24 protein-coding genes are annotated in these 26,481 nt (G+C 69.8%); 9 read left to right on the top strand and 15 right to left on the bottom strand.

From position 1 onward, the window contains the following. Window positions 1-7 precede the first annotated feature (7 nt). From ACIPV2_RS01210 to ACIPV2_RS01200, 3 genes are all read right to left on the bottom strand, one after another. Window positions 8-955 carry an ABC transporter permease gene (locus ACIPV2_RS01210; protein ID WP_101188138.1) on the bottom strand — a complete coding sequence of 316 codons (948 nt, stop codon included), beginning with the start codon at window positions 953-955 and terminating at the stop codon, window positions 8-10. Then, window positions 955-1,959: an ABC transporter permease gene (locus ACIPV2_RS01205; protein ID WP_101188137.1), complete on the bottom strand. Its 1,005-nt coding sequence runs from the start codon at window positions 1,957-1,959 to the stop codon at window positions 955-957. The genes ACIPV2_RS01210 and ACIPV2_RS01205 overlap by 1 nt, the downstream gene beginning before the upstream one ends. Window positions 1,960-2,098: 139 nt before the next feature. Then, on the bottom strand, window positions 2,099-3,775 hold the full coding sequence (locus ACIPV2_RS01200; RefSeq protein WP_400837362.1) for an ABC transporter substrate-binding protein: 1,677 nt from the start codon (window positions 3,773-3,775) through the stop codon (window positions 2,099-2,101). 163 nt (window positions 3,776-3,938) lie between these two features. Between ACIPV2_RS01200 and ACIPV2_RS01195 the strand changes: the two genes are divergently transcribed. The 4 genes from ACIPV2_RS01195 (at window position 3,939) to ACIPV2_RS01180 (ending at window position 7,229) form a co-directional block, all read left to right on the top strand. Further along, window positions 3,939-5,180, top strand: coding sequence for an LCP family protein (locus tag ACIPV2_RS01195; protein ID WP_400837359.1), 1,242 nt, complete (start codon window positions 3,939-3,941; stop codon window positions 5,178-5,180). A 16-nt stretch (window positions 5,181-5,196) separates the two neighbouring features. Then, complete coding sequence (locus ACIPV2_RS01190) at window positions 5,197-6,066, top strand: spermidine synthase (RefSeq protein WP_400837356.1); 870 nt, start codon at window positions 5,197-5,199, stop codon at window positions 6,064-6,066. Between the two features lie 109 nt (window positions 6,067-6,175). Next, entirely contained in the window at window positions 6,176-6,706 is a 531-nt protein-coding gene (locus ACIPV2_RS01185) for a hypothetical protein (protein ID WP_101188134.1), read from the top strand. A gap of 34 nt (window positions 6,707-6,740) precedes the next feature. Further along, a complete protein-coding gene (locus ACIPV2_RS01180) occupies window positions 6,741-7,229 on the top strand; it encodes a SprT-like domain-containing protein (RefSeq protein WP_400837352.1) in 489 nt (162 codons plus the stop codon). A 135-nt stretch (window positions 7,230-7,364) separates the two neighbouring features. Here ACIPV2_RS01180 and ACIPV2_RS01175 read toward each other — a convergent pair whose 3' ends face one another. From ACIPV2_RS01175 to ACIPV2_RS01135, 9 genes are all read right to left on the bottom strand, one after another. After that, on the bottom strand, window positions 7,365-7,739 hold the full coding sequence (locus ACIPV2_RS01175; protein ID WP_400837350.1) for a DUF3054 domain-containing protein: 375 nt from the start codon (window positions 7,737-7,739) through the stop codon (window positions 7,365-7,367). Between the two features lie 130 nt (window positions 7,740-7,869). Beyond that, complete coding sequence (locus tag ACIPV2_RS01170) at window positions 7,870-8,547, bottom strand: 2-phosphosulfolactate phosphatase (protein WP_400837347.1); 678 nt, start codon at window positions 8,545-8,547, stop codon at window positions 7,870-7,872. Window positions 8,548-8,638: 91 nt separating this feature from the next. Further along, the gene (locus ACIPV2_RS01165; protein ID WP_400837344.1) at window positions 8,639-10,108 is read right to left on the bottom strand and encodes an FtsX-like permease family protein; all 1,470 of its coding nucleotides are present in this window, start codon (window positions 10,106-10,108) and stop codon (window positions 8,639-8,641) included. Next, window positions 10,105-10,866 (bottom strand): ABC transporter ATP-binding protein, encoded by a 762-nt coding sequence (locus tag ACIPV2_RS01160; RefSeq protein WP_400837341.1) that lies wholly within the window; start codon window positions 10,864-10,866, stop codon window positions 10,105-10,107. Before ACIPV2_RS01160 ends, ACIPV2_RS01165 begins: the two co-directional genes overlap by 4 nt. A gap of 102 nt (window positions 10,867-10,968) precedes the next feature. Further along, window positions 10,969-11,604: a response regulator gene (locus ACIPV2_RS01155; RefSeq protein WP_400837338.1), complete on the bottom strand. Its 636-nt coding sequence runs from the start codon at window positions 11,602-11,604 to the stop codon at window positions 10,969-10,971. A 27-nt stretch (window positions 11,605-11,631) separates the two neighbouring features. Next, window positions 11,632-12,846, bottom strand: a complete 1,215-nt coding sequence (locus ACIPV2_RS01150; protein ID WP_400837335.1) for a sensor histidine kinase — start codon at window positions 12,844-12,846, stop codon at window positions 11,632-11,634. Window positions 12,847-13,139: 293 nt separating this feature from the next. After that, complete coding sequence (locus tag ACIPV2_RS01145; protein WP_400837332.1) at window positions 13,140-13,931, bottom strand: class I SAM-dependent methyltransferase; 792 nt, start codon at window positions 13,929-13,931, stop codon at window positions 13,140-13,142. A 71-nt stretch (window positions 13,932-14,002) separates the two neighbouring features. Continuing rightward, window positions 14,003-15,124, bottom strand: coding sequence for an AMP-binding protein (locus ACIPV2_RS01140; RefSeq protein WP_400837329.1), 1,122 nt, complete (start codon window positions 15,122-15,124; stop codon window positions 14,003-14,005). Next, the gene (locus ACIPV2_RS01135; RefSeq protein WP_400837326.1) at window positions 15,124-16,035 is read right to left on the bottom strand and encodes a 1,4-dihydroxy-2-naphthoyl-CoA synthase; all 912 of its coding nucleotides are present in this window, start codon (window positions 16,033-16,035) and stop codon (window positions 15,124-15,126) included. Before ACIPV2_RS01135 ends, ACIPV2_RS01140 begins: the two co-directional genes overlap by 1 nt. Window positions 16,036-16,107: 72 nt before the next feature. On the opposite strand from ACIPV2_RS01135, the gene ACIPV2_RS01130 reads away from it, so the two are divergent. Further along, complete coding sequence (locus ACIPV2_RS01130) at window positions 16,108-16,806, top strand: peptidylprolyl isomerase (RefSeq protein WP_400837323.1); 699 nt, start codon at window positions 16,108-16,110, stop codon at window positions 16,804-16,806. Window positions 16,807-16,841: 35 nt separating this feature from the next. On the opposite strand, the gene ACIPV2_RS01125 is transcribed toward ACIPV2_RS01130, so the two are convergent. Continuing rightward, window positions 16,842-17,798: a permease prefix domain 1-containing protein gene (locus ACIPV2_RS01125; protein WP_400837320.1), complete on the bottom strand. Its 957-nt coding sequence runs from the start codon at window positions 17,796-17,798 to the stop codon at window positions 16,842-16,844. Window position 17,799: 1 nt separating this feature from the next. Then, on the bottom strand, window positions 17,800-18,135 hold the full coding sequence (locus ACIPV2_RS01120) for a PadR family transcriptional regulator (RefSeq protein WP_400837317.1): 336 nt from the start codon (window positions 18,133-18,135) through the stop codon (window positions 17,800-17,802). A 78-nt stretch (window positions 18,136-18,213) separates the two neighbouring features. On the opposite strand from ACIPV2_RS01120, the gene ACIPV2_RS01115 reads away from it, so the two are divergent. Further along, window positions 18,214-19,233 carry a GNAT family N-acetyltransferase gene (locus tag ACIPV2_RS01115; protein ID WP_400837314.1) on the top strand — a complete coding sequence of 340 codons (1,020 nt, stop codon included), beginning with the start codon at window positions 18,214-18,216 and terminating at the stop codon, window positions 19,231-19,233. A gap of 133 nt (window positions 19,234-19,366) precedes the next feature. Continuing rightward, window positions 19,367-20,341: an o-succinylbenzoate synthase gene (locus ACIPV2_RS01110; RefSeq protein ID WP_400837311.1), complete on the top strand. Its 975-nt coding sequence runs from the start codon at window positions 19,367-19,369 to the stop codon at window positions 20,339-20,341. A 56-nt stretch (window positions 20,342-20,397) separates the two neighbouring features. Here ACIPV2_RS01110 and ACIPV2_RS01105 read toward each other — a convergent pair whose 3' ends face one another. Further along, a complete protein-coding gene (locus ACIPV2_RS01105; RefSeq protein ID WP_400837308.1) occupies window positions 20,398-21,015 on the bottom strand; it encodes a TetR/AcrR family transcriptional regulator in 618 nt (205 codons plus the stop codon). Between the two features lie 137 nt (window positions 21,016-21,152). Here ACIPV2_RS01105 and ACIPV2_RS01100 point away from each other — a divergent pair, with 137 nt between their 5' ends. After that, window positions 21,153-23,876: an MMPL family transporter gene (locus ACIPV2_RS01100; RefSeq protein ID WP_400837305.1), complete on the top strand. Its 2,724-nt coding sequence runs from the start codon at window positions 21,153-21,155 to the stop codon at window positions 23,874-23,876. Continuing rightward, window positions 23,873-25,864 (top strand): YhgE/Pip domain-containing protein, encoded by a 1,992-nt coding sequence (locus ACIPV2_RS01095; RefSeq protein WP_400837302.1) that lies wholly within the window; start codon window positions 23,873-23,875, stop codon window positions 25,862-25,864. The genes ACIPV2_RS01100 and ACIPV2_RS01095 overlap by 4 nt, the downstream gene beginning before the upstream one ends. The last annotated feature ends 617 nt before the right edge of the window (window positions 25,865-26,481 follow it).

Below are 26,481 nucleotides of genomic sequence, written 5' to 3'. Positions count from 1 at the left end.
TCGTTCCTCATCGCGCACGCGTCCGGGGGTCCATGGCCTCACGCAGCGCCTCGCCGAACAGCGTGAAGCCCAGCGCGGTCACCGCGATGCAGATGCCGGGGAGGAAGGCCAGCTGCGGCGCGATCGCCAGTTCGGCCTGCGCGTAGGTCAGCATCCGCCCCCACTCCGCCGTCTCGGGGCGACCGCCGCCGAGACCGAGGAACGACAGCGCGGCCGCGTCGATCACCGCGGTGGCCAGGGTCAGCGTGCCCTGCACGATGACGGGACCGATGGCGTTCGGCAGCACGTGCGACATGGTGATGCGACCGCGGCCGAGGCCGAGGGTCTGCGCCGAGAGCACGTACTCGGCCGAGCGCTGCTGCAGCATCGAGGCGCGCAGCAGGCGCGCGAAGATCGGCACCTGAGACGCTCCGATGGCGATCATCACCGCGGAGGGCGTCTGCCCGAGGATGGCGGCGATCGACACGGCCAGCAGCAGGTTGGGCACCGAGAGGATGATGTCGACGATGCGCATGATCAGCGTGTCGACCCAGCCGCCGAAGGTGCCGGCCAGGAGGCCGAGCAGCATGCCGCCGACCAGGCCGAGTGCGGTCGAGACGACGCCGACGAGCAGAGAGGCCTGTGCACCCCAGATCAGCTTCGACAGCACGTCGCCGCCGAAGCGGTCCAGCCCCAGCGGGAACCCGTCGATCTCGCCGATTCCGGGGATGGTGGTCGGGGTGATGTGCTCGGTGCCGGGCAGCGCGCGCTCGGGGTACGGCGCCAGCAGCGGCGCGAGCGCCGCGACCAGCACGAAGAGCAGCACGATGGCGAGGCCGACCCAGGCAGCAGGGTTTCGTCGCAGCCGCCGGAGGACGTCGTGCCAGAATCCGCCGCCGGTCTTCAGATCGGCCTGTGCGACGGCGACGGTGTCGAGCACCTCGCCGCCCTGTGCGGGTGGAAGCACTGCGCTCATCACTGGACCCTCACTCTCGGATCGATCAGGCTGTACGACACGTCGACGGCCAGGTTGATCAGCGCGTACGCGATCGCGATGAAGATGATGAAGCCCTGCAGCACCGGGAAGTCGCGCGAGAAGATCGACTGCGCGAGGAACGATCCGATGCCGGGGTAGGCGAACACGGTCTCGGTGAGCACCGCGCCCGAGATCAGCAGGCCGGTCTGCAGGCCGATCGTGGTGATCACCGGCAGCATCGCGTTGCGCAGGATGAATCGGCTGCGCAAGGTTCCCGGTGCCACGCCCTTCGCCTTGCCGGTGCGGACGTAGTCGGCGTTCTGCACCTCGAGCACGCTCGCCCTGGTGATGCGCACTATGATCGCGAGCGGGATCGTGCCCAGCGCCAGCGCCGGCAGCGCGAGGTGCAGCAGGGCGTCCCAGGCCGCGTCGAACTCGCCGGTGATGATGCCGTCCCAGACGTAGAAGCCGGTGACGTGCGTCGCGTTGATCCGCGGGCTCTGCCGGCCGTCGGAAGGCAGCCAGCCCAGCTGCACGGCGAAGATGTACTTCAGGATGAACGCCAGGAAGAACACCGGGATCGTGATTCCGATGAGGCTCGAGATCACCGCGGTGTGGTCTGCCCACTTGCCGTGGCGCCGCGCCGCCCAGTATCCGAGCGGGATGCCGACGCCGACCGCGAAGATGAGGGCCGCGACGCTGAGCTCGATCGTGGCCGGGAAGCGGCGGAAGAACTCTTCCACGACCGGGCGGGAGGTGACGATCGATGAGCCGAAGTCGCCCTGCAGCAGCCGCCCGATCCAGGTCACGTACTGCTCGATGAGCGGGCGATCGAAGCCGTAGAGCTTGTTCACCTGCTCGACCGCGGCGGGCGTGGCCTTCTCGCCGAGCAGCGCGACCGCCGGTCCGCCCGGAAGGGCGCGGACCCAGGCGAACAGCAGGATGCTGAGGCCGAAGAGGGTGGGGATGAGCAGCAGCAGCCGCTTGCCGATTGTTCGCAGCACGAAGTTCTCCGTCAGGGCACGTCGCCCGCTCTCACTGGCCCTTCGACAGGCTCAGGGCCCTTCGACAGGCTCAGGGACCCATCTTGGGACGCTGAGCCTGCCGAAGCGCATCCAGTGAGAGCGGACGACGTGGCGGGCATCACTTGGTGAGGACGATCTCCGAGAAGACCTCGTCGTTCACCGGGCTCGCCGGATAGCTCTTCACGCGCTCGCCGAAGGCGAGCGTCGGAGCCGGGTGGGCGAGCGGGACACCGGGGATGAACTCGGCGACCTGCTCGTTGATCTTCTCGTACGCGGCGGTCTGCTCGTCGATGTTCGAGATGCCGCGGGCGTCGGTGAGCGCCGAGAACAGCTCGGCGTTGTCGAAGCCCCACTCCGCGCTCTGCTGTCCGAAGAACACGCCGACGAAGTTGTCGGTGTCGTTGTAGTCGCCGGTCCAGCCGAGCAGGTGGATGCCGTGGTTCGGCGTGCTGGAGATCTTCTCCAGGTAGTCCGGGCTCCACGCGTCGGTCTGCGCGTTGACCTTCACGCCGGCCTCCTCGAGCTGCTTCGCCAGGACGGTGAAGATCTGCTCGGGGTCCGGCATGTAGGGGCGCGAGACGTTGACCGGGTAGTTGAAGGTCAGCGTCAGCGGCTTGTCGGCCGTGTAGCCGGCCTCTTCGAGCAGCGACTTCGCCTTGGCAGGGTCGTAGTCGTAGGTCGTGACGTCCTTGTTGTAGCCATTGACCACCGGCGGCACGAACTGCGTGGCCTTCTCGGTGCCCTCGGGCAGGACCTGCTTGATGAGCGCGTCCTTGTCGACCGCGTACGACAGAGCCTGACGGACCTTGATGTCCTGCAGCTCGGGAACGGCCTGGTTGAAGCCGAGGTACAGCACCGTGAACGGCGGACGCGAGACCATGTTGAAGCCCTTGTCATCCAGGGCCTTCGTGTCGGCGGGGCCGACCAGGTCGTAGCCGTCGATGTCGCCGGCCTCGAGAGCCTGGCGGCGGGCGGTCGGGTCGCCGATGACCCGGAAGACGATCTCCTCGATCTGCCCCTTCTCACCCCAGTAGTCGTCGTAGGCCTTCAGGGTGACGTTCTCACCCGGCGCCCACGAGTCGAACTGGAACGGACCGGTGCCGACCGGGTGGCCCTTCGCGTACTCCGAGAGGACCGGAGCCTCGGCGGTGCCACCGACCTCGTCGGCCTTGAACTCCTCGAGCGCCGAGGGGCTCTGCATGCTGAAGGCGGGCAGCGAGAGCGAGGCGACGAAGCCGGCGAACGGCTTGTTCAGCTCGATCGTGACCTTGTCGTCGCCGTCAGGCGTGCACGACTTGTAGACGGCGTCGGCGGCGTTGCTCTTGTAGCCGTGGAAGAGCTTGTTGTAGTAGTAGCCGAGCGCCTCGGACGCCAGCAGGTCGGTCCAGTTGTACCAGCGCTCGAAGTTGAAGCAGACGGCCTCGGCGTTGAACGGCGTGCCGTCCTGGAACGTCACACCGGTCTTCAGGTCGAAGGTGTGGCTCATGCCGTCGTCGGACGACTCCCACGACTCGGCGAGCAGCGGAGCGGGGTCTGCGGTGCCGGGCTTGGTGCCGACGAGGCCCTCGAAGATCTGACGCGAGACGCGGAACGTCTCGCCGTCCTGTGCGAGAGCGGGGTCGAGGCCCTGCGGGTCGGCCGATGCGGCGAAGACGAAGGTGCTGTCGACATCGCCGGACGACTTGGAGCCCTTGTCGTCGTCACGCTGGCTGGCGACGCAGCCGGTCAGCAGCATCGCTGCGACGGCGGCGCCGGCGGCGAGTGCGAAGCCTCGCCTGCGGGTGCTGTGGAGCATGGTGTGCCTCTCTGTGGAATGCTTCTTCGCATGAACCGGATGCCCCATCGCATCCGCACATGATGTCTTGACGCTACTCAGCGCCGCCGCTGATCGCCAAACTTTCGCATGTTGCGATCCGGTATCGGGTCGCACCGGGGCGGGCGCTGTAGGGTCGGATGCCATGACGCGCACCCCCGTGGCTCAGCACGCGCCGCACCGCACGCCCTCAGCCTGGGGATCCGTCCTGCGGATGCTGGGCATCGGCGCCGCCGTGGTGGCGGTCTCCGCCCTCGGGATCGGCGGCTTCATCGCCGCGGATCTCGCCGTGCGGGTGGGTCAGGATGCCGTCGATCTGGAGGACGCTCCGGAGGTCGCTCCGCCATCGCTGGGCGCGTACCCCGGAGAGTTCGCCGTCCTCCTCGTCGGGACCGACGAGTGCGGCGAGGTGTCGACGCAGAAGCTCGGCGAGCGGTGCGTCGATGAAGAGGGCATCCGCAACGACGTGAACCTGCTCGTGCACGTCTCGGCCGAACCGCGCAAGGTGAGCGTCGTCTCCCTGCCGCGCGACCTGATCCTCGAGGTGCCGGAGTGCACACGTGAAGACGGCTCAGTGGCATCCGGATCATCCGCCGCGGTGATCAACACCGTCTTCGAACGCGCCGGCCTGTCGTGCGTGGTCAAGTCGGTCGCCGAAGCCAGCGGAATCGACATCGGGTTCGCCGCGAAGCTCAGCTTCGACGGCGTGATGGAGATCACCGACGCGATCGGCGGCGTGGAGATCTGCATCGGCGGCACGGGCATTCGCGACAGGCACACCGGTATCGACTGGGATCCGGGTCTGCGCACGGTGTCGGGCTACGAGGCCCTGCAGTTCATCCGGGTGCGCAAGGGCATCGGCGACGGCAGCGACCTCGCGCGCATCTCCAACCAGCAGCAGTACATGTCGCGGCTGGCGAAGACGATCCTCAGCAGCGAGACGCTCACCGACGTGCCGAAGGTGCTCCGCCTGGCGAACGTGATCGCCGACAACGTCGATCCCAGCAGGGACCTCGCCAACCCGGTGCGGCTCGCACAGCTCGCACTCGCGCTGAAGGACGTCCCGTTCGAGGAGTTCAAGTTCCTCCAGCTGCCCACCGTCGAGGCCCCGTCCGACCCGAACCGGGTCGTGACCGACGAGAGCGCCGCGGGGCCGATGTGGGAGGCGATCCGCACCGGCGAGTCGATGCAGATCACCGGCGAGGCCAGCAATCACGGCGGTGTGGTGGCGGAAGACGCTTCGGCGTCGCCGTCCGCTCCGGCCGCCCCGGAGTCGACGGCCCCCGACGCGCCGACGCCGTCCGCGACCGAGGGGGTCGTGCTGTCGGAGCAGATCAGCGGCATCGACCTGAACCAGCAGACCTGCTCGGGCGGCAAGCGGCGCTGACGGATACCCTCGAGGGATGGGACGAGCACGCGCGCGCGATGCGGCCAACCCGCAGGCGCGACTCGATCACGGCGGTATCGCCGAGGTGGCACCGAGCGAGTTCGGCAGCGGATTCGAGCTGATCGTCGACGGCACCCCGCAGTCGCACGTCGATCTCGATGACCCGACCCATCTGCACTTCGAGTACATCGTGCGAATGGGTGCGGTGATCGATCAGCTCGGCTCGTCGGCATCCGCCCCGCTCAGCGTCGTGCATCTCGGCGCCGGTGCCCTGACCATCCCCCGCTACATCGAGGCGACCAGGCCCGGGTCGCGCCAGCAGGTGATCGAGCTGGAGGGCCCCCTCGTCGCGCTGGTGCGCGAGCACCTCCCCCTGCCGCGGTCGGCGGCCATCCGCATCCGGATTGGCGATGCGCGCGAGGGGCTGCGACGGCTGCCGCCCGCCCTCACCGGACACTGCGATCTCGTCGTCTCGGACGTGTTCTCGGGAGCGCAGACCCCCGCGCACCTGACCAGCCTGGAGTTCTACCGTGAGATTGCCGAGCTGCTCGCGCCGGCGGGCGTGCTGCTGGTGAACGTCGCCGACGGACCGGGGCTGGCCTTCGCCCGGCGCCAGGTGGCGACCGCGATGAGCGTGTTCGACGAGGTCGCGCTGCTCGCCGACACGCAGGTGCTGAAGGGCCGCCGGTTCGGCAACCTCGTGCTGGCCGCCTCGCGGACGCCGCTGCCGACGGAGTGGCTGCCGCGGCTGCTGGCCGCCGGCCCACATCCGGCGAAGATCGCTCAGGATGCCGAGGTCGCGGCCTTCGCGAAGGGCGCCGCGATCGTCACTGACGCGGATGCCGTGGCATCCCCCCGCCCCGACGCGAGCATCTTCCTGCGCTGACGCAACCGGGACGCTGGGGTTCGATCACGCCGTCTCAGGGCGAGCCTCGAACGGTTCTCAGGTCGGCGAGGCAGACTGGGAAGACGGTCGCAGAAGGGAGCCAGCAGTCGTGAATCTGATCCAGGGTTATGACCCAGAAACCCTCCGAGAACTGGTGGATCCGCGCGAGTGCCTGGCCCGGTTGTCCGAGATCGAGAACCAGCGCAGCCTGCCTGTGCTGCTCGAGCGCGTGTGGCTGCTGAAGGTGCTCGACCGGCTCGACGAGGCGCTCGAGCTCGCGGATGAGGCGGTGCGTCAGGCTCGCATGGCCGGCACCCGCAAGGACCTGCTGCGCGCACGCGTGCTGCACGGCACGGTGCTGCAGAACCGCGGCGCGAACGCCGCGGCGGCGCAAGAGCTCGCGACGTGCGCGAACGAGGCCGAGGGCCAGGGCTGGGCGGGAATCGCCGCCTTCGCGCATCAGCACCACGGCAAGAACGCGTACGAGGTGCGCGACTTCGAGCAGGCGCGCGAGAGCTTCAAGCGCTCGCTGTTCCTGCGCCGGTCAGCGGGGGCCGACGACGCGGATCTCGAGAAGGCGCTGCGCGCCATCGAGGCCGCCGAGCGGCGCAGCGCGATGGAAGCCGGCGCGCTCGTCTAGAGCCGATGTCTGTGGCTGGTCTTACTCTGATGCCATGGCCGATCTGAATCGCGTCCGCGTCTGGGGCGACGCTCTGATTCGCATGCACCTCGACGAGTCGTGGTCGTTCGACTTCGACAATGCCAAGCGTCGTGCCGGGTTGTGCGACTATCAGCGCCGGCGCATCTCGGTGTCGCGATATCTGGCCGCCCGGTTCGACGACGACGAGATCCATCAGACCCTGCTGCACGAGGTCGCGCACGCCCTGGCAGGTCACGCCGCCGGACACGGCCCCGCCTGGAAGCGCACCGCTCGTTCGCTGGGCTACGTCGGCGGCACCACTCACCACGGTGAGACCGCGACCGAGCTCGCCCCGTGGATCGGGCAGTGCCCGTCCGGGCACGTCGCCTATCGTCATCGCCGTCCGGCGCGTGAGACATCGTGCGCGAGGTGCTCTCGGCGCTTCGACCGGCGGTTCCTGTTCGAATGGCACCGCCGCGAGATCACCGCCGCCGACCGGCTCGCCGCGCAGCTGCCCCGCTGAACGCGCTGCCCTGCGCTGCGGTCCGGGGCCCATTCAGGCGCGCGCGGAATCACAGGACTTCACGCGAAATGCAGGAGCGCAGGGCGGCATCCCTCCTGCCTTTCGGGTGAGCTCCTGCGTTTCGGATGAGCTGGTTCAGTCAGCGGTGCGCGGCGCGCGATATCGCCGTGCGAGCAGGGCGATCAGCCGCCAGCCGAGCAGCATGGCGGCGAGCACCAGCGTGGCGACGATGATGAACGGGGTCTCGGCGGTGTCGCCGGTGGCGATGCGCAGCAGCATCCCGCCGCCCACGGTCACGATCCAGACGATCGCACCCCACCCGAGCGACCACGGACGTCGCGGACGCGCCGGCACGAGCGCGGCGAGCGCGTGCCCGACGACGAGCGCGACCAGGAAGGGCCATGCCGTGAGCAGGAACCCGAGCGGATTCTCATCGTGCGATGCGCGCCCGATCGCCGCGAAGATGAGCACGAACACGGCGTCGACGATGACCGCGGGGAGAAACCTCATGTTCCGACCCTATGTCGCCGCTTTGTGGCGCTGTCGATGGCGCGCGGTGCCGGCGCCAGTGTCAGGAATCTCAGACGAAACCGGATGCCCGCGGCGCGCCGCCCCCGCGTGATTGAGGCTCCCGACCGGGTCAGCTGAAGCGCTCGAAGACGCCGTCGCTCAGCACGACGGCGGCGTCGACGGCATCCAGTTCTGCTGCCTCGGCGGTGGCCGCCGGCCGCACTCCTGCGGCCTCCATGCGGGCGGTGGACGCCACGCCCTCGACCAGCTCACGACCGGAACCGCTGCCGACGAGCATGTGCCGCAGTCCGGGCCGCAGCGCGCGGTAGGCCTCGGCCGCGGCGGCCGCTTCGGGCGAGGAGTGATCGATGCCGAGGTCGCAGAGCGCGGAGATGATCGCGCCTGCGCCGAGCTGGTCCTCGACCGCGAAGCGCAGCTCGCCGGTGGCGGCGAGCTCGCCCGCCGCGATGATCGAGACCGACGCGCGAGTGCCCTGCCGCTCCTGCACGGCCATCACCGCACGAGCGGTCGCTGCCGCATTGCGGATGCCGCCGACCAGGACGGTCGGGGCACCAGCATCCGGAGCAGCCGATGCCGACGCAGCGGCGACGACGGATGCGCCGTTGGTCGACCACCGGATGGCATCCGACAGAGCGATCCGCTGGCCAGCGGCGACCGCGTCGGCGAGGGTCGAGGAGAAGCGCAGCACGTCGACAACGATCACGATGTCGGCGGGCGCGAGACGCGCCAGCCCCTGCGTGCCCCATTCGAGGCGCACCTGGTAGGAGGACTGGTCGAACGGTGGCATCCGATCAGCCTAATCCGGCTTCCGTCGAGAGCTCGCCGGAACCCCGTGCCTGCGAACGCGCACAACACGGGGTCTCGGCGACAAGCGCGACTCAGTCGGCGGCGAGCGCCTCGACCGGCGCGACTCGCGTCGCGAGGCGCGTGGGCGTCACCGCGGCGACGACGGTCAGCACACCGGTCGCGACGACGATGATCATCACGGGGATCCACGGCACGGCCGGGTAGACGAGCCCGGCCGGCTCGAAGTCGGGCAGCACGGGCACCGATCCGAGCAGCGACTGTGCGGCGATCCAGCCGTAGGCGATGCCGAGCACGAGACCGGTGAGGGTCGCGGCGACCGTGATGTGCACGGCCTCGAGCAGCACCATCCGGCGCACCTGAGCCGAGGTCAGCCCGATCGCGCGCAGCAGACCCAGCTCGCGGCGGCGCTGCACCACCCCGATGGTGAGCAGGTTGACCAGCCCGACGGCGGCGATCACCGCCGACACGGCGACCAGCACCATCATGATGCTCGCGAAGGCGTCCATCGGGGCGAAGAAGCCGTCGACGAACTCTCCCTCGCTCTGGCGCATCATCAGCGCCTTCACCGATTCCAGCGCGACGGCGAACATCGTCACCAGCGCCACACCCATGACCACGCCGATCGCCATGCGGCTCGACCGCTCCGGATGCCGCAGCGCGTTCTCAGCCGCGAGTCGCGCGGTCGGGCCGCGGCCGAAGAGCCGACCGACCAGACGCAGCACAGGAGGCATGAACAGCGGCGACGCGGTCGCGAGACCGGTGAACGAGAACAGCCCGCCGAAGAACGCCACGACCACGCCGAGCGGGGTGATCAGTCCGAGCAGAACGCCACCGGCCAGCAGGGCCGCTCCGGCCACGATCAGCACGAGAGCGCCGACGTGCTTGCCGCGGCGGCCCGACTCCTCGTCGTGCGTGCGCTCGACCGAGCCGCCGAGCGCCTGCAGCGGGGTGACGGTGAGCACGCGACGCGATCCGATCCAGGCGGCCAGCCAGGTCGTCAGCGCCACGCCCACCACGGGGAACAGCACACCGGGCTGCGCCAGGGTGAAGTCGCCGGACGCGCCGTCGAGCAGAAGATCCCCGACGAGCACCCCGAGCGCTGAGAAGCCGATGCCGACGACCAGGCCGACCCCCGCCCCGATCAGGCCGACCACGAATCCCTGGCCGGTGACCTCCGAGCGCTGCGAGCGCGCCGACGCGCCGATCAGTCGCAGCAGGGCGATGCGCCGCGTGCGGCCGGCGATGATCGTCGAGAAGGTGTTGGCCGTGACGATCGCCGCCACATACATCGCGACGGCGACGAGCAGCACCGACAGGATCGTCACGACGATCGCGAGCACCTCGCTGTCGCCGATGAACGGATCGGACTGCAGCACGGCGCCGATGTAGGCGGTCACCTCGACGAGGATCACGCCGAAGGCGGCGGCGAGCGCCGAGACGAGGATGCTGGCACCCATCCCCCGCTCGCGCAGCCAGCCGAGCCGGGCCGCGCGCGGGCGGCTCGGTTCGAGACGCGGCATCGTCGCGGCGGGCGCGCTCATGCCGCCACCTCCGCGGCGAGCATGTGCGCGGCCATCTGCTCGGCGCTCTGCTTCGGGTGATCGGCGGTGATGCGGCCGTCGCCGAGGAACAGCACCCGGTCCGCGTGGCTCGCGGCGATCGCGTCGTGCGTGACCATCGCGATCGACTGCCCGTGCTCACGGCTGGCGCTTGCGAGCAGAGCGAGCACTTCGCGTCCGCTGCGCGAGTCGAGGTTTCCGGTCGGCTCGTCGGCGAACACGAGGTCGGGTGCCGTGGCGAGCGCCCGGGCGATCGCCACACGCTGCTGCTGCCCGCCCGAGAGCTCGTGCGGCCGGTGGGTGAGCCGGGATGCCAGGCCGAGGCGCTCGATGAGACCATCGATGCGCGCGCGTTCGATGGCCGTCGGCTGGCGCCCGTCGAGCTCGAAGGGCAGCAGGATGTTGCCGAGGGCGTCGAGGGTCGGCACCAGGTTGAACGCCTGGAAGATGAATCCGACGCGGCGGCGTCGCAGAATCGTCATGTCGAGGTCGCTGAGGCCGGTGATCTCGGTGTCGCCGATCCAGGCGCGTCCCTCGGTCGGGGCGTCGAGGCCGGCCATGATGTGCATGAGGGTGGACTTGCCCGAGCCGGACGGGCCCATGATCGCGGTGAACTGACCGCGACGGATGCCGACGCTGACGTCATCGAGGGCGCGGACGCCGGCGGCTCCGGCCCCGTAGGTCTTGGTGAGGTGCTGGACGCGAGCGGCGAGGCCGAGGTCCGAGGTCATGATCTCCATGCTTCGACGCTATTTTCCGGGCCTGCCCCGGCACATCGGCCTCGGGGTGGCATCCGGATACATCGAGAGGATGATCCGCAGCGGCGATCGGTGTACGCCGCGTCAGGTGAGGCCGTGCTCGAAGGCGAAGACGACCAGCTGCACGCGATCGCGCAGGCGCAGCTTCGTGAGGATGCGGCTGATGTGCGTCTTCACCGTCGCCTCGCTGAGGAACTCACGCGCCGCGATCTCGGAGTTCGACAGCCCCCTCGCGGCGAGCGCGAAGATCTCGCGCTCGCGGTCGGTGAGGTCGGCGAACTCCGAAGGCACCGGCTTGGTCTCGGCGGTGAAGTGCGCGAACAGCTCTCGGGTGGCGGATGCCGCGATCACACTCGATCCCGACACGACCGTCCGGATGGCCGCGAGCAGGAACTCGGGATCGGCGTCCTTGAGCAGGAAGCCGCTGGCTCCCCGCTGGATCGCTCGCGCCGCCGCCTCGTCGAGGTCGAACGTGGTGAGCATCACGACCCGCGGCGGATCGGGCTGGGCGAGCAGCTCGGCGGTGGCCGTGAGGCCGTCCATCACGGGCATCCGGATGTCCATCAGCACGACGTCGGGACGGGTGCGTCCGATGACCTCGAGCGCCTCTCTGCCGTCGCCGGCTTCGCCGACCACGTCCATGTCGGGCTGCGACGAGACGAGCATCCGCACGCCCGCGCGGAACAGCGCCTGATCGTCGACGAGCACGACCCTGATCATCCTGACCTCCTGGTCGTCTTCGGCCACTCAGTTCGCCGAGGGGCCGATCGGAAGCGTAGCGCGCACCGTGAACCAGGCCGGTTCATGTTGCACCGTGAGCGAACCGCCGACGAGCTGCGCACGTTCGCGCATGCCGATGACCCCGTGCCCGCCGGTGCTGGCGGGCGGCACTCCCGGCGTGGCCTGCTTCGAGGGCGGGATGCGGTTGCGCACCGCGATGTCGACCCGATCAGCCCACCAGGACAGCCGCACATCGACCTCGCCGCCGCCGTGACGGATCGCGTTGGTGAGCGCCTCCTGCAGGATCCGGTAGACGGCGAGCTGGATCGCCCCTGGCGGCTCGGCCGGCGGCATCGGGTCGACCGTCACCCGCGGCTCGACACCGGCTTGACGCACCTGCGCGAACAGCGCTTCGAGGTCGGCGAGGGTCGGCTGCGGGCCGTCTCCCTGGCGGTGACGCAGCTGCGTCAGAAGCATCCGCACGTCCGACAGAGCCGAACGCGCGGTCTGCGCGATCGTGACCAGCGCCTCCTGCGCGAGCTCGGGCTTCACCGCCGCCGCGTAGCGCGCCCCGTCGGACTGCGCGATGACGACGGCGAGGGAGTGCGCGACGATGTCGTGCATGTCGCGGGCGATGCGCACCCGCTCCTGCTCTTCGGCTGCCACCGTCTCGGCGCGCTGCTGGGCCTCGCGGTTGGCCCTGCTCTGCCGCACCAGCCGCCACAGCAGGCCGGCGCCCCAGGCTAGGGCGAGCGACAGCACGATCGTGAGGCCCATCGTCACGCTCAGCAGAAGCAGGCGCATCTCGATGGGCGCCGAGGCCGTGATCGTTCCGAAGTCGTACTGCAGCAGGCCGATGTAGAGGCCGCCGAGCACTCCGCCGCCGACGGCCGAGGCGCCGCCGAGCCAGAGCATCTGCTTCGTACCCCACGCAGATGTCGCGAACAGCACTTCGAAGATCGCGACGTCGACCGGGGCCGGGGGCAGCCCTGCGGTCATCTGCAGGAGCGCCCCTGCCCAGGCCAGGATGAGCGCGACCGGGGGCGAGAGGCGGCTGATCGCCACGGCGCCCCAGACCAGCAGCGAGACGACGACGAGCGCGAACGTCGCCTGGGAGTCAGGCAGCCAGAAGCTCATCTGCCCCGCGCTGAAGGCCAGGGAGAGCGGAACGGTGATCAGCAGGCCGAAGAGCGCCCCGAGGATGTCGAGGGCAAGCCAGGTCGTCGGGATGCGGCGGATCACCCCTTCACGCTACGGGAGCGCGTGACAGGGCGCGTCCGCCTGCAGATGTATCCCGGCCTCGTCGCTTCGCGGGGCCCGAATGGCCGCCTCCCGGCATCCGAAGCGACCATATGGGACCTGCGGACGCGAGCGCGGCGGCCGAGTCAGCATCCGGAGCGGCCGAGTCGCATCCGGAACGGCCGAGGGGCATCCCGTGCGGCCGAGTGGGCCCGAATGGCCGCCTCCCGGCATCAGAAGCGACCATTCGGGACCTGCGGACGCGCGGGCGGCGTGCAACACACGCGGGCGGCGTGTCAGGCGCGGCAGAGGATCTCGCCGTGCGGCACGACGTACCAGCCGTCGCCGTCGGACGCCCAGGCACGCCAGGCATCGCTGATCTGCTGCAGCTGCGCGCCGGTGGCCAGGCCATCGCGCTCGAGCTGCACGGCGAGCGCGGACTGCAGGATGCGGTCGGCCCACATCCCGCCCCACCAGCGGCGCTCCTCCGTCGTCGCGTAGCACCAGGTCGACGCCGTCGCGGTGATGTCGGTGAATCCGGCCGCTCGCGCCCAGGACAGCAGACGGCGTCCGGCATCCGGCTCTCCGCCGTTCCGCCGCGCCGCCTCGCGGTACAGCCGCAGCCACTCGTCTAGCTCGGGCAGCAGCGGGAACCAGATGAACCCGGAGTAGTCCGCGTCGCGCGCGGCGACGATCCCGCCCGGCTTCGTGACCCGACGCATCTCGCGCAGCGCCTGCACGGGATCATCCACGTGCTGCAGCACCTGGTGCGCGTGCACGATGTCGAAGGTGTCGTCGGCGAAGCTCAGCGCGTGCACGTCTTCGACCGAGAAGTCGATGTTCTCAACGCCCCGTTCGGCAGCGAGACCCCGCGAGAGCGCGAGAGCGTCGCCGGAGATCTCGGTGGCGGTGACCCGACCGACCCGGCCCGCGAAGTCGACCGTGATCGTCCCCGGTCCCGCGCCGATGTCGAGCAGGTGCGCCTCCGGGGCGAGGTGCGGTTCGAGGTACGCGGCCGAATTCGCGATCGAACGAGTGTTGTGCGAGCGCAGCACCGAATCGTGGTGCCCGTGCGTGTAGACGGCCATGCTCGTCAGTATGTCGCAGGCGGCGCCGACGCTCGTGCATGCGTCACGCATGACGCGTGCGCGCTCCGGGTTCAGTCCTGCGCGAGACGCCGCACGGCCTGCCGATCGGGCTTGCCGGATGCCAGCAGTGGGATCGCGCGAGTCTCCAGACGTGCCGGCCTGGCGTGGCGGCCGATCTCGGCCTCGACTCGGGTGCGGGCGGTCGCGAGCAGCCGCTCCGCGTCGTCGCTGGCCACGTCGGCGAAGATGACGGATGCCTCGCCCCATCGGGCATCCGGGATTCCGACGACGACCGCCTGCTCCAGACCCGGGATGCCGCGCACCACCCGCTCGACCCGGTCGATCGACACGTTCATGCCGCCCGAGATGATCACGTTGTCGAGGCGTCCGGCGATGCTGAGGCGACCGTCCGGCGCGACCGTTCCCGCGTCTCCCGTCCGGTACCAGCGCATGCCGTCGGCGTCGGTCGTGAACACCTCGGCGGTGCGCGCGTCATCGCCCAGGTAGCCGTCGGCGAGCATCGGTCCGCTGATGCGCACCTCGCCGTCGACCTCGGCGAGAAGCACGCCGTCCAGCGGGATGCCGTCGTACACGCACCCGCCGGCGGTCTCGCTCGACCCGTAGGTGCGCACGATCCGTGCGCCCGTCGCGGTTGCGCGCTCGCGCATCGGCTCGGGCAGGGCCTGCCCTCCGACGAGGATCGCCCGATACGACGCGAGGGCGCCGCGCACATCGGGTCGCGACTCCGCGGCGTCGAGCAGCGTGGCGAGCTGGGCGGGCACGAACGAGGTGAAGTGGTCGACGTCGTCACGCATCCGGGCGGTCGCCTCGAGAAACGCGTCGACGCTGAACCGCCCGTCGAGCAGCACCGGCTCGTGGCCGGCGAGCAGCGAGCGCCCGAGCACCTGCACGCCGGCGATGTACCCGGCCGGAAGCGCGAGCATCCACTGGCCCTCGCCGATGCGCGCGGCGGTCGCCTCGGCGCTGGCCCGCAGCGCGGACGCGCTCAGCACGACACGCTTGGGGACGCCGCTCGACCCGGACGTGGCGATGACGACGGCCGTTCCGTCGGGTGCCTGGTCGTCCGGGCCCGGAGTGAATCCCAGCGCGAGCGGGTGAGAGCCGTTGAGCGCTGCGGGAAGGGCATCCCGCACCGCGCGCGGATCGGAGCTCTCGACCGGATGCAGTCTCATCAGAAGTGGTACGGGAAAGGCGACCAGTCGGGGTCGCGCTTCTGCAGGAACGAGTCGCGTCCCTCGACGGCCTCGTCAGTGCCATAGGCGAGGCGGGTGGCCTCGCCGGCGAACACCTGCTGGCCGACGAGCCCATCGTCGACGGCGTTGAAGGCGAATTTCAGCATCCGGATCGCGGTGGGCGACTTCGTCAGGATGGTGCGGGCCATCGCCAGCGCCTCCCGCTCGAGTTCGGCGTGCGGCACGACGCGGTTCACGGCGCCCATCTCATACGCGCGCTGCGCGGAGTACTCCTCGGCGAGGAAGAACACCTCGCGCGCGATCTTCTGCCCGGTCTGGCGGGCCATGTACGCCGAGCCGTAGCCGGCGTCGAAGCTGCCGACATCGGCATCGGTCTGCTTGAAGCGGCCGTGCTCGGCGCTCGCGATCGTGAGATCGCACACGACGTGCAGCGAGTGCCCGCCACCGGCGGCCCACCCGGGGACGACGGCGATGACGACCTTCGGCATGAAGCGGATCAACCGCTGCACCTCGAGGATGTGCAGGCGACCGGCGCGAGCCGTGTCGTGGACCTCGGTGCTGGACTCGCTGTACTTGTACCCGTCGCGACCGCGGATGCGCTGGTCGCCGCCCGAGCAGAACGCCCAGCCGCCGTCCTTCGGGCTCGGGCCGTTGCCGGTGAGCAGCACCGCGCCGATGCGCGGATCCTGGCGGGCGATGTCGAGCGCGCGGTACAGCTCGTCGACCGTGTGCGGGCGGAACGCGTTGCGCACCTCGGGCCGGTCGAACGCGATGCGCGCGACGCCCCCGTCGCGCGACACGTGCGCGGTGATGTCGGTGTAGTCCTCGGCTCCGGGGGCGAGCTGCCACTCGGACGGGTCGAAGATGTCGGAGACGAAGTCGGCGGTCACGGCTCTCAGCCTATTCCGCGCGATGGGTTCCGGCGGGTGAGACCTCGCTGGCGGCTCGCGTACGATCGTGGCGTGCGCCTGACAACTCACCTTCGCCGTTCCGTGCTCGCCCTCACCGCCGCCGCGGCGCTCGCCCTGACGGGCTGCGCGTCGAATCCGGATGCCGCAGAGCCGGGCTCCGCGGCACCCGCGCCGTCGTCGTCCGCGTCCGAGGCATCCGGAACCTGCTCGTACCCCGCCAGCAGCCGCCCCGCGTCGAAGGACGTCGACGCACCCGCCGCCGACCCCACCGAGACGGCCGAGGTGCCCGTCACCGTCGCCACGGGCGTCGGCGAGCTGAAGATGACGCTCGACGCCGCGAAGACGCCGTGCACCGTGAACAACTTCCTCTCGCTCGCCGAGCAGGGCTACTTCGACGGCACCACCTGCCACCGCCTCACCACCGATGGCATCTTCGTCCTGCAGTGCGGCGACCCGAGCGCGACGGGAACGGGCGGCCCCGGCTACTCGTTCGCCGACGAGCTCGACGGGTCGGAGACCTACGAGGCCGGCACGCTCGCGATGGCGAACGCCGGACCCGACACGAACGGCTCGCAGTTCTTCATCGTCTACGCCGACAGCCAGCTTCCGCCGAACTACGCCGTGTTCGGCCACCTCGATGAAGCCTCCACCGCGGTCGTGGCCGACGTCGCCGCGGCCGGCACCGACAACGGCGGCTCCGACGGAGCCCCGAAGACGCCCGTGATGATCGAGAGCGTCACGAAGGGCTGATCCCGGGCGTCTGTCTAGCGCTCCTAGCCCGGCGGTTAGCGGGCGTTGCGAGCGCGGGAGGCCTTGCGCCAGCCGTCGATCGCATCCCAGAGAGTGATGCCGACGATGGCGATGCCGCTGAGCACCGCGAGAACGATCACCGCGTCGTCGCCCACTCCGTTGCTCAAGAACACCTCGTCGACGAAGCGCGGGTTGTACAGAGTCCCTTGAGCGAGGGCCGTGAGCGCGAGCACCATGACGACCGCCGCCAGAGCCGCGTTGAGCCACGCGAAGGTCGGCGTCCAATGACCGCGGCCGAAGATGGCGACCGCCAGCGCCGCCTCGGCGACGAGGACTGCGAGCAGCGCTCCGATGCCCCAGGGCCACAGCTCGGGATTCAGGATCGAGAGTGGGGCCCCGCCGGAGGGCGTCCAGCCCCGCAATTGATCCCAGAGGAGGGCTCCAGCGAACAGTGCGAGCATGATGAGCGAGCCGATGAGGTCGGCGCGACCGGGGCCGTCGTGCGGGTCTTCAGGCAGCTGGTCGAGGCTCCACGTCGTACCGGTATCGGCGCCGGTGCGCTCGAGCACGAAGAAGACCAGCGTGGCCCAGAACGACACGTGCACGATGACCGACAGGGCGACGACGATCGCCTCGCCGATGATCTCGCCGATGCCTGCCCCCGTCAGCGCCTGGGCGATCGCCACGCCGCCGAAGGCGCAGGCGGGAACGATCGCCAGCAGGATCTTGAGCAGCCGCCACCAGGTCAGGTAGTACTTCGGGCCGATGAGGTGCAGTGGCCGGTCGGCGTAGCCGGCTGCGAGCGCCGCCGGGTCGCCCAGTTCGGTGAGCACCGCGCGCTCGGCGTGCTCGATCGGCTCGCCGCTCTCGATGCGCGCGTCGACGGCATCCCCGACCGAGGCGCGCAGCTCGTCGGCCACCTCGGTCTGCAGGTCGGCGGGAAGGCTCCGCACGGTGGCGGCGATGTAGCGGTCGGTCAGCGTGGCGGTCATGTCAGTTCTCCTCGTCGCGGAGGGCGGCGGTCGCGGCGGCTATGGCCGCGACCTCCTGAGTCAGTGTCGTCGCGAGGCGGACACCCGCCTTCGAGGTGCGGTAGAACTTCCGGGGCCTGGCCTCGTCGGTGTTCCACTCGCTGTCGAGATATCCCTGCTTCTCGAGTCGGCGCAGCAGTGGGTAGAGCGTGTTGGCATCGGTGGGGAATCCGGCGGATGCCAGTTGTTCCAGCAACCCGTAGCCGTAGCCGGGCGTCCGCAGCAGCCGGAGGCTGGCGAGCACGATCGTGCCGCGCCGCAGCTCCTGCAGGTGTCCGTCGAATTCACTCTCGCTCACGTCTCACACGTTACTGTGCTTCGCACACCATTGTCAACGACACATATTCGAACGCCAACGCGTCCGTATTCTGAGGCGATGACGTCTCCCCTGCAGATCCGTCGCGTCGATCCTTTCGACACCGCCGAGCACAACCTCTGGTGGCGGACCTACGCTGAGGCGAATCGCGCTGACATGGGCGAGAACGCGCTGATCTGGACTCTCGAGGAAAGCCGCACCGAGATGCAGCAGCGGTCGGCGACCACGGCGCGCCGCACTTATGTCGCCCTCCGCGACGGCGCAGTCCTTGGCGGTGGATCACTCGCATTGAGCCTGAAAGACAATGTGCACTCCGCCACCGTCGGCGTTACGGTGCCGCCCGCCCATCGCCGCCAGGGCATCGGATCGGCACTGCTCGCTCACGTCGAGGCGGAGGCTGCCGCCGCCGGTCGTTCGACTCTGCGCGCGGAGACGGCATGGCCGGCATCCGCTCCCGCTGATGGCAACGGCGAGCCGGGAATCGAATTCGCGCGACGCCACGGCTACGCGCTCGCTCTCGGCGATCTGCAGAACCGCCTCGAGCTGCCCGTCGACGACGCTGTCATCGATGAGCTGCTCGTCGATGCGTCCGGAGATGGATATGAGACCCACAGCTGGATCGGTCCGGTGCCTGCAGAGCACGTCGCCGAGTGGGCGGCGCTCGACGCCCTGCTCGACATCGAGGCGCCCACCGGCGAGCTCGACATCGAGGCTCCTTCGGCCGATGTAGAGGACTATCGCGCCGACGAGGCGATGCAGGCTGCGCAGGGTCGCAGGTCGTTCGGGACGGTGGCCCTGGCACCCGGCGGCCGCATCGCCGCGTACACGCAGCTCGTCGTCTCGGGTGACGACGGCAATGCCTACCAGTGGGGCACTCTCGTGCGGCGCGAGGATCGCGGGCACCGCCTCGGGATGCGCGTGAAGCTCGAGAACCTGCGGATGCTGCAGCGCCACTCCCCGGGTACGCCGCGCATCTACACCTACAACGCCGAGTCGAACGCGCACATGCTGGCGGTCAACACGCGCCTCGGCTTCCAGACCACCGGACGCCTGGGCGAGCTGCAGAAGCGGATCGGCTGACCTCGACGCCCACACCCCCAGTTCCCGTCGACACCCCCACGTGCGGGCGTTCGCAACCAGGGGTGTGGGCGCGAAGCAGGGGTGTCGGCGAAGAAGTGGAATGCAGACGGGGCCGGCCGGGCATGATGGACGCATGACGCCGCCCCTCGCCGAACTGCTCGCGACCGCCCGTGTGGTCGCCCTGCCGATGAACACCCGCTTCCGGGGAGTCGACGCGCGCGAGGCCCTGCTGTTCGAGGGCCCGCAGGGCTGGGCCGAGTTCTCGCCCTTCGTCGAGTACGCGGACGCCGAAGCCGCCACCTGGCTGGACGCCGCGATCGACTTCGCCTGGCACGAGCAGCCTGCTCCGCAACGCGACCGCATCCCCGTCAACGCCACGGTTCCCGCCGTCGACGCAGCGCGCGTGCCGGAGGTGCTCGCCCGATTCGACGGATGCCGCACCGCCAAGGTCAAGGTCGCCGAGCACGGGCAGGTGCTGGCCGACGACATCGCCCGCGTGCGCGCCGTGCGCGAGCAGATGGGCCCCGAGGGCCGCATCCGCATCGATGCGAACGCCGGCTGGAATGTGGACGAGGCCGAGCACGCGATCCACGCCCTCGCGGAGTTCGACCTCGAATACGCCGAACAGCCCTGCGCGTCAGTCGACGAGCTCACTGACCTCCGCCGTCGAGTGAAGCACATGGGCATCCCGATCGCCGCCGACGAGAGCATCCGCAAGGCGGAGGATCCGCTGGCTGTCGCCCGCGCCGGGGCCGCGGACCTCATCGTCATCAAGGCTCAGCCGCTCGGCGGCATCCGGCGAGCGCTCGACATCGTCGCGCAGGCGGGCCTGCCCGCGGTCGTCTCGAGTGCGCTCGACACCGCCATCGGGCTGTCACAGGGCGCGGCGCTCGCGGCATCCCTCCCCCGGCTCGAATTCGACTGCGGGCTCGGCACCGCCTCGCTGTTCGCCGACGACGTCGCCGATGCCCGCCCGGTGGGCGGCTCGGTGTCGGCCGCGCGGGTGATGCCGGATGCCGATGCGCTGGCGCGCCTGGAAGCGCCGATCGACCGACGCGAGTGGTGGCTGGCGCGACTCCAGCGCTGCCACGCGGTGATCAGCCGCTGAGCCAGCGCCCCGGTCACATCAGGTCAGGTCAGGTCGGTCGGCTCAGAGCCTGATCATCAGACCTTCATGAGTTCGACCATGCGGCCGAGCGCCTCGCTGCCCACACGCCGCAGCCGCTCACCGTCGTCGCCGCCCATCGCCTCACGGACGATCATCCCTTCCCACACCACCATGAGCAGTCGCGCGGCCTCCTGAGCATCGACGCGCAGTGCGATCTGCCCGCTGTCGACGATCTGCTGAATGATTCCGGCGATGCTGCGCACGAGTTCACGCTCCTGCTGAAGGAAGGAGGCTCCGAACTCCACGTCTCGCAGCGCCCTCAGGCGGATCTCGCTCATCAGCATCACGTCGAGCCGGTCGTCGTCTCCGGAATCCATGATCTGGCGCACGAGAGTTCCGGGGTCGGTCTCGCGGATGACGTTCTCGTCGAGCATGGCGGTGATCCGCTCGCGCACCGCAGCCAGCCTGGCCTCACCGACCGAGGACGCGAGCGTGAGAAACAGCTCATCCTTGGATGCGAAATTCGAGTAGAACGCTCCCCGTGTGAAGCCGGCACGCTCGCACACCGCCTCGACCGTGGCTCCGTCGAGTCCGGTCTCGGCGAAGACCTGTGCGGCGGCATGGAGCAGCCGAGCACGGGTGTTCTCTCGACTGCGGGTGGCCGGTGTCGTCATGGTGCCCTCCTGCCTTCACTCTGGCACGTCCAGCCGAGCGCTCTCTTCACATCCCACGCACAGCATCGTCGTTCGCCTCTGCCTTACGATACAGGGACGTATTCAATACGGTCATGTATCGGACTGTCGGAGGTCGCGTGTCCACTTTCCTCTCCTCGCTGGGGCGCTGGTCGTTCCGCCACCCCTGGCGCGTTCTCTTCGCCTGGCTGATCGTGCTCGGCGTCGCGGGCGGTGGCGCGCTGGGGCTCGGCGCCGGCACCGACAACGCCTTCTCGATTCCCGGCACCGAGTCGCAGGCGGGGCTGGAGCAGCTGGAGCGCACCTTCCCCCAGGTGAGCGGCACCAATGCGCAGTTCATCGTCGTCGCAGCGGATGGCGATGACGTCACCGACGCGGAGTACAAGGACGAGATCGAGGACTCCGTCGAGAAGCTGTCCGATGTGAAGGGCGTCCTCGCCGCCACATCGCCCTACGACGAGAACGTCGAGGGGATGGTCAACGAGGAGCACACCGCCGCCATCGTGCGGCTGCAGTTCGACGGTCAGGCTTCGACGGTCTCAGACAAGGTGAAGGACGAACTGCATCGCGTCGTCGAGGACCTGACGGCATCCCTGCCCGACGGCTCCCGCACCGCGCTCGGCGGTGACCTCTTCACCGCATCAGTGCCCACGGTCACCATCACCGAGGCGATCGGCCTGCTGATCGCGCTGCTCGTGCTCATCGTCACCTTCCGCTCGTTCGTCGTCGCCGGGCTCCCGCTGCTGACGGCCGTGCTCGGGGTCGGCATCTCGATGGCCGGCATCTTCGCCGCCACGGCGTTCGCCACCGTCTCGTCGACCACTCCCCTCCTCGCGCTCATGCTCGGCCTGGCCGTGGGAATCGACTACTCGCTGTTCATCGTCGCGCGCCATCAGGATCAGGTGCGCGAGGGGATCCAGCCGGAGGAGTCCGCATCGCGCGCGGTCGGCACGGCGGGTTCCGCCGTCGTGTTCGCCGGCGTCACGGTGCTGATCGCGCTGATCGGACTCGGTTTCGCTGGCATCCCGTTCCTGACCACCATGGGTATAGCCGCAGCCGTCGCCGTCGCGATCGCCGTGGCCATCTCGATCACGCTCACCCCCGCACTGCTCGGGTTCCTGAAGGGTCGCGTCGCAGGTCGGCCGCGTCGTGCGCGCCGGAAGGCGGATGCCGCACCTCGGCCCACCTTCTCGCGTCGATGGGTCGACGCCATCACGAAGCGCCCCGTCGTCGTCGCGACCGCGGTGGTCGTCGGGCTCGGCATCGTCGCGATCCCCGCGCTCAGCCTCAACCTCGCCCTGCCCAACGCGGGTGTGCTGGCCAAGGGGTCGGAGGCGCGCGTCAACTACGACCTCACCGCAGAGGAGTTCGGCCCCGGCTTCAACGGCCCGCTGATCCTCACTGGCACGATCGTCACCTCCACCGACCCGCTCAACCTCATGAAGGATCTCGGCGACGAGGTCGAGAAGCTCCCCGGCGTGCGCGAGGTCGCTCTCGCCACGCCGAATGAGACGGCCGATACGGGCATCGTGCAGATCGTCCCCAAGACGGCGCCCGACGACCCGGCGACCAGCGACCTGGTGCGCGAGCTGCGCTCGCACCACGACGAGTGGCTGGACGAATACGGCATCGACCTGAAGGTCACCGGATTCACGGCCGTCGCGATCGACATCTCCGACCAGCTCGGCGCCGCACTGCTGCCGTTCGGCATCTTCGTGATCGGCCTGTCGCTCATCCTGCTCGCGATCGTGTTCCGCTCGATCTGGGTGCCCGTCACCGCCGCAATCGGGTACCTGCTCTCGATCGTCGCCGCCTTCGGTGTCGTCGCCGCCGTCTTCGAGTGGGGCTGGTTCGCGGATGCCCTGCACGTCGCGCGCACAGGCCCGATCATCAGCTTCATGCCGATCGTGCTGATGGGCGTGCTGTTCGGACTGGCGATGGACTACCAGGTGTTCCTCGTCTCGCGGATGCGCGAGGACTTCGTGCACGCTCGGGGCTCGGGCCGCGCCGAAGCCGTCGAAGCCGTGAGATCCGGCTTCGCCGGCACCGCACGCGTGGTCACCGCCGCAGCGCTCATCATGTTCGCCGTCTTCGTCGCGTTCGTGCCCGAGGGCGACTCGTCGCTCAAGCCCATCGCCCTCGGTCTCGCGGCGGGCATCGCGATCGACGCGTTCCTCGTGCGCATGACGCTGATCCCCGCGGTGATGGCGATCCTCGGCGACCGCGCATGGAGCATCCCGCGATGGATGCAGCGCATCCTGCCGCACGTCGACATCGAGGGTGAGGCGGTCGAGCGCGAGCGCGCACTCGACGCGTGGCCGGGTGATGACAGCATCCTCGCCGCCGACGATCTCGTCGTCGACGGCACGGGAATCCACGGCGCGCACCTGCGACTCGCGTCCGGCGGGTCGCTGGCCGTCACCGGCGCGACCCCGCGCGCTCTCCGCACTCTGGCTCTCGTCCTGTCGGGACGGGTGAAACCGGATGCCGGGAAGCTGCGCGTCACCGGTCATCTGCTGCCTGGCCGCTCGGCGTGGGTGCGCGCGCATGTCGGCGTCGCACTGCTCGACGAGCCGGATGCCGCCACCCAGCTGTCCGAGGCGCTGCGCGGTCAGACCACGCTGGTGATCCTCGACGGTGTGGAGCGCGTCTCGGCATCGGCCCGCGACCAGCTCGCCGCGCGACTGCGTGACGCCGGCGACATCGCGGTGCTGTTCACGACGACGGATCCGGATGCCGCGCGGCGGCTGCTCGCCGATGCCGGCCGGCCCCTGGCATCCGTCACCGACCTGCGCGAGAGCGCTGACATCCCGACCTCCGACTCGACCGAGGTGAACGCATGACCCTCCCCATCGAACGCGCACGTTCGCGCCGACCGATCACCTGGCTGACGCTCATCGGGGTGCTGCTGCTGCCCGCCATGATCGGCGGGATCCTCGTCGCAGCGCTTCACAACCCGACCGACCGCCTCGAGGAGATGACGGCCGCGGTCGTCAACCTCGACAAGCCGGTCACCATCGACGGACAGTACACCCCGCTCGGTCGCCAGCTCGCTGCCGGCCTCGTCGAGGGCTCGGACGAGCTCGACTCGAACCTGACGTGGGTCATCTCGAACGAGGACGACGCCTCTGAAGGCATGGCCGACGGCCGCTACCAGGCGATCGTGACGATCCCGAAGTCGTTCTCGAAGGATGCGACCTCGGCGGGCGTCGCTCTGCAGGACGGCGACGGATCTGCCGAGCAGGCCGAGATCAGCGTGACCACGCCGCCCGACGGGCGAGTGGCAGACGGACTGATCAGCCAGCAGATCGCCTCGGTCGCCGCTTCGACCCTCGGCACCATGCTCAGCGAGGCGACGGTCGGCAACGTGCTGATCGGCTTCAAGACCATCGGCGACAAGATCGGGGATGCCGCAGACGGCGCCGACAAGCTCGCCGACGGCGCACGCTCGGCCGCGGATGGAGCAGCCGCGATCCCGGATGGCGCGACACAGCTGGCCGACGGAGCGAACAAGCTCGCCGACGGTGCGGGTGAGCTGGCCGGCGGGCTGAACACGATCGCCGGGAAGGCGCGCGAGGCGGGTTCGGGCGCGACGCAGCTCGGGCAGGGTCTGATCTCGGGTGCGGCGGCGCTGGAGAACGGCGGGCTCGTTCCGGCGCAGCTTCAGCGTGCTGCCAACGGCGCCAAGGACGCGACCGCCGGAGTGAACGCCGGCGTGGTGAAGCTCTCTGGTGGCATCGACCAGCTCGTCGGCGTGTGCGCGACCCGCACGCCCGGCGTCGACCCCGCTGGGGACCAGGTATGCGGTGCTCTGCAGACTCTCAAGACGGATGAGAAAGAGGGTCTTCCGGCGCTGAAGGCCGGCACCGCTGGAGCGGCGCAGGCCGCAGCGGGAACAGTGGACGGGCTCGCGCAGCTGAACACCGAAGCATCCAAGACCATCGCCGGCCAGCTGCGCACCGCCGGTACCGCGGCCTCCCAGCTCGGTGGCGGTCTGGGACAGCTCGCCGACGGCGTGGGGCAGTCGGCGACCGGCGCATCCGGTCTCGCTGACGGCGCCTCGCAGCTGGGAGACGGCATCACAGCCCTCGGTCAAGGCGCCGGCGAGCTCTCGAGCGGTCTTGACGAACTGGCATCCGGCACCGGCGACCTCGCCGAGGGCCTGCATACCGCCTCGACCTCGCTGCCGTCGTTCGACGAAGAGCAGTCGACTTCGCTCGCCTCGGTGATCGCCGACCCGGTCACCTCGAACTCCGATTCGAATGACCTCTTCGGTCCGGCGACGATTCCGCTGCTGTCGGCTGTCGTGCTGTGGTTCGGCGCGCTGGCCTCGTTCGTCGTGCTGCGGGCTGTCCCGGGCAGCACGCTCACCTCGCGGCGCTCGTCGGCCGGCATGGTGCTGCGCGGCTTCTGGCCGGCTGCGGCGATCGGTGCGGCTCAGGGTCTGCTCGTCGCACTGGTCGTGCAGCTCGTCACGCAGTACGACGCGGCTACCTGGTGGGGCTTCGCCGGATTCGCGGTCGCCGCCGGCATCGCGTTCGCAGCGATCAACCAGGCGCTGGTCGCCGTGCTCGGCGGCATCGGTCGCTGGATCAGCGCGCTGGTCGGCGTGCTGGCATTCGCGACGAGCCTGATCTCGACGGTTCCCGACTGGCTCGCCCGCCTCGGAGCCGCGATGCCGACTGCACCGGCGCTGAGCGGTCTGATCGAGCCGAGCGGAGCCGCCTTCGCGGGCCTGGTCGTCTGGGCCGTGCTCTCGCTCGGTGTCGCGACCATCGTCGCGGCAACCCGCCGCACCACGTCGGCGAAGGCTGTGCTGGCCGCGGCCTAGCATCCGGGTTCTGCCGCCTCGCTCTTCGGATGCAGGCGAACAAGCGAGGGTAGGACGGATCCAACGATCCGCGTCCTACCCTCGGTTGTTTGCCTGCGTCCGTGCGGCGCGCGGTCTGAGGGCCGGGCCGCCCGCCCGGCCGACGATGCTTCCCCGGGCATCCGTCAGCCCGCCGAGGTAGGCGAACATGCCAAGGCAGGACGATTCAGCGCATATCTTCCTACCTCCGTGTGTTCGCCTACCTCCACGCGGGCGCAGAGGCAGAGCCGGGCCCACAAGGCACCGGGCCGGGGGACGTGCCGCCCGCCGGGGGCACCCCGGCTCCCCCGCATCCGCTCAACCTCGCTGCCCGACCTGATCACTCACCCGACGTAGGCGAACGCGCCAAGGTCGGGCGAATCAGCGGATATCTTCCTACCTCCGCGTGTTCGCCTACCTCCAAGCGGGCGCAAGAGACACAACTGGGGCACGAAGCACCGGGCCGGGGGACGGTCCGCCCGCCCGGGACAACCCGGCTCCCCAGCATCCGCTCAGCCTCACCGTCGGATCTGATCACTCACCCGACGTAGGCGAACCTGCCAAGGGAGGATGATTCAGTGGGTATTTTCCTACCTCCG

Origin of the sequence: Microbacterium sp. NPDC089987 (assembly GCF_044748505.1) — a bacterium.
Classification (GTDB): Bacteria; Actinomycetota; Actinomycetes; order Actinomycetales; family Microbacteriaceae; genus Microbacterium.
Note: the sequence above shows the minus strand (reverse complement) of the source record. Positions and strands in the feature narration are given on the sequence as shown.